The organism is Campylobacter sp. LMG 17559 (assembly GCF_024723605.1).
GTDB lineage: Bacteria > Campylobacterota > Campylobacteria > Campylobacterales > Campylobacteraceae > Campylobacter_D.
Genome location: NZ_JANQCZ010000028.1, coordinates 1 through 4,085 on the forward strand (window position 1 = coordinate 1; position 4,085 = coordinate 4,085).

The following is a 4,085-nucleotide window of genomic DNA, read 5'->3' on the forward strand; positions in this document are numbered from 1 at the left end:
TACCAAAAGGATTAATTATGAAAAAGCTAGCAAATCACATCATACTCTCAGGTGTAACGGTATCAATGTTATTTTCTCCACTAATGGCTTTACCTAGTGGAGGTAAATTTACTCATGGGACTAGTGGGAGTATAACTTCCAATGGTAATAATATGAACATTGTAGGTAATGGAACAAACTCAGTCATACAATGGGGTGGTGGCTTTAATATAGGTAAAGGTGAAAGTGTAAACTTTGGAGGAAGCAATAAAAACTACCTAAACATTGCTCATGGAGCTGGTAAATCTACAATAGAAGGTGTATTAAATGCAGGTGGTAATAATGTATTTTTAATTAATCCTAATGGGGTAATCATTACTAAAACAGGAAATATCAATGCTAATCGCTTTGTGGCTTCTACTTCGTCGATGAGTGATGGGGAGATGTGGAAATTTGCTGATATGAAAACACTTGAACAAGGTTTAAGCTTTTCCCCTATATTTAAACCACAAAAAGCAGGAAATGTAGTAAATATGGGTACTATTAATGCTCAAAACGTTACTTTACAAGGTAATAAAGTAATGTTAAGTGCTGATACTAGTTGGGATGATAAAATGAAAAATCAAACAGGTATAATATCAGCTAATGAAATAAACTTACAAGGTAATGAAGTTTATGTAGATGTAGGTAATATAAATGGAGATCAATTACAAAGCTTAAAAATACAAGGAAGTGATGGTAATAATTTTAAAGGTTCTATGTATTTAAATGCTAGTGGATATTATTATAATCCTAATTCTTTTAAAGTATTTAATAAATTTAACAATTCAAACAACAATTTTAAAGTATATGAATATGTAGGTATAGGCTCTGATTTAGATTGGTGGCACTTTGCTAAAGGGTGGAATGAAAATAAAGAAGGTTTTAGAGATACAGCTGGTGAGTATAGACTTACTAATGATATAGACTTTAATGGAAATCAAGGTAAAGGTGAAGAAGGAAAAGATTGGCAAAACTATGTAAATTATTGTATAGATGGATATGGTTGTACCAATATGATAGTTGGATATAAAAGTCATGTTTATAATGAGAATTGGGAAATAATAGTAGATAATGGTTTTTCAAATAAAACATTTGATGGACAAGGATTTGCGCTTAAGAATATTAATATAGATACAACTAATCTTGAATATATACCTGAGTATGTAGGTATATTTGGGAATTCTAATAATTCTGAATTTAAAAATATAAAGATTGATTATAATAATAATTCCATTAAATCTAATTCAATATTTACAGGTGGATTTATAGGATATGCAAGTGATGGTAGTAGTTTTAAAAATATAGAGCTAAGTAATATCGCTAGTATTTCTACACAAACAAACGATGTTTTATATACAGGTGGTTTTGTAGGATATGTAAGTGGAGCAAATTTTAATAAAATCAATATCAACAATATAAATGAATTAAGTGGCGTCAGTGTAGACAATAGATCTCATATTGGTGGTTTTGCTGGTAGTGTAAATAATGGAAAATTTGAAAATATATATCTTTCTCAAATCAATAAAATAATAAATAATAAAACAACTAAGGAAACATATACAGGTGGTTTTGCTGGGGAGATTTGGGAAGGTTTTTTTGAGAATATTGATATTAGAGGGATTAAAGAAATTAGTGGGGGATTTGTCACGGGTGGATTTTCTGGTAATATTGATTATGCTCAACTTTCGAATATAAATTTAGATATAAGTAATATAACATCCACATTCAGCACATTGCGTCATACTTATGCTGGTGGATTTGTTGGTAGTATTGATTCTGGAAATAATAAATTTAGTAATATTAATATCCGTGTTAAAAAAATTAAAAGTATTAACAATGACAATAATGGATTGTTAAGTGGAGAGGTTGATGATGTTGGTAATGCATATGCTGGAGGATTTGCGGGTTTTGCTAATGGGGGAATTTTTAACAATATTAGTTTAGAAGCTGAAAAAATTGAAGCTATAAATAATAATAATTTAGAAAATACTCGTGCTGTTGTAGGTGGTTTTATTGGAAAGGTAGAAGGCTATAGAAGTGATAATTTATCGTTTTCAAATATTACTGTAAAAAATATAGATGCGATTGTTGGAAAGCTTGAACAAGATAAAAAAGGGATTGTTAATTCTGGTGGATTTATAGGTTGGATTCAAAGACAAGGCACTGGTGATTTTTCCAATATAAGTTTATATAATATAAAAAATATACAGGCATATGGAAAAAATGATTTTGTTAATGCTGGAGGTTTTATTGGGTATATCGAAAGTGGTTCTATATTTAATTCGATCAATTTAAATTTTAATAATATTTATTTATTTTTCGAAAATGGTTCTCAAATACAGTCTTTTACAAGTGATGGTAAGAATACAAGCGGAAAATTTATCAGTGCTTTTGATAATAAACAAGTAAATTTAAAATTTAACAATATACATCTTTATCATTACATAAATGATTTTAGTGGTGTTAATTCTGATATAAACCTTTGGAAAAATGCTATTAATGTATATATTTATAATGATGGCGATAAGTATATAAAATATAATGATTTCTTAAACAAAGATAGTATGATAGTAAGGCCTATAGTTAAGCTTCCGGAAAAACCAGAATTTTCTAGTGTGGATATAAATTTGCCAAATGTGGATTCTATTATAAAAGAGGAAGTTGCTCTTGATAAGGATGATTTGTATGAAGATACTATAAAAGATGAAATTTTAGCTGATATCACGAATCAACATTATAAAATATATATTAATACCCTTTTGGAAATGTTGGCAGAAAAGAATTATAGTGAAATGACATTGGATGAAAAGGTAGCTTTTATTTCAAAATATTTTATTAAAGATACATCAAATAGCAAGAAAGAGGCTTTGAAAATAGTTGAAAGTATTGATTTTATAGTAGCCTATCAAACAAACGGATTAAATAATGCTGGCAGTGATAAATTTAAAAATGGAGTTCAATCCTTTTATATTAATAATATTAAAATTAATATTGATAAAATTATTGAAAAAGGAAAAAGTATTTCTGAAATTTTAAATAACGAATTAAAGGATTTTGTTGTAAATTCTGAACAACTTATAAAAGAATTGGGTGAAATTCAAAATCAGTTAAAAAGTGCTGAAAATGATTATAACGAGTATGTGAAGAATAATAATCAAATTGATATTAGTGTACTTAATAGTCTACTTTCGAAAATAGTTTTACTAGAAAAACAACAAGATAGTATTTTATCTCAATTGGATTTATCACCTATAAAAAATAAAATTGAATATCAAAACAAACTAGGAAGTTTTTTAGTAATAGGAGATTATAAGTTGTCGCCCTATAAACCTGTTTTGGATATTCCTAATACAGACAATGAAATTGATTTTGTACATTATAATGTAAAATCATTTGGTTTAATAGGGGATGAATTTATAAAAAAAGATTCCAAAATAGATGTTATAGGTGAAGCAGAAACTGATGGTTATAAAAAAACTTGTGTTTCGAGCTTTAATTCAAAAGTTATGAATACTTGTATAAATTAATTTGATGAGATATATTGGACAACCATGAAAAAACTCTTACTTAGTACTATAGCAATTAGTTCTTTAGTCTATGCTAATAATGGAAGTATTAGCATAGCTAAAAATGATATAGAAAAGGTTATAGAACTCTCCCCTGATAGAAACCTCCCTCAAAACAAAGCTATCAAAGAAAATCTAAAAACCAAAGATGATTATATAAAAGCTCAAGAAGCTAAAAAAGACTTTGAAGAAAAAAAGAAAGCTTTAAAAGAAAAACTAAATCAAGAAGAGGAAGCTAATGAGGAAACTAACAATCAAACTAATAACACAAACAATGATAAAACTAATACTAGTGTAAAAGATGAAACTAACAATTCTAACCCAACTAATAACAATACAAACAACCAAACCAATAATAGCTCTAACGCTAACTCTACTAACTCAAGTGATCAAACTAACACCACTAAAAAAATAATAACCAAATATAAATTTGTTATCACTAATGAAAACACTAGCTTTGAAAAACTAGGCATTAAAGAAGAAGATTTACAATTACTT

Annotated in this window: 1 protein-coding gene and 1 pseudogene; both read left to right on the plus strand. The window is 27.6% G+C overall.

Annotated elements, in window-relative coordinates; all coding sequences use genetic code 11:
• The first annotated feature begins 17 nt into the window (after positions 1-17).
• The gene (locus tag CAMP5082_RS08085; RefSeq protein ID WP_337206416.1) at positions 18-3,548 is read left to right on the plus strand and encodes a two-partner secretion domain-containing protein; all 3,531 of its coding nucleotides are present in this window, start codon (positions 18-20) and stop codon (positions 3,546-3,548) included.
• A gap of 24 nt (positions 3,549-3,572) precedes the next feature.
• Positions 3,573-4,085: pseudogene (locus tag CAMP5082_RS08090) on the plus strand (hypothetical protein); the annotation flags it as partial.

Coding starts and splice junctions, on each gene's coding strand:
- CAMP5082_RS08085 (WP_337206416.1), top strand. CDS start 18: ATGAAAAAGCTAGCAAATCACATCATACTCTCAGGTGTAACGGTATCA.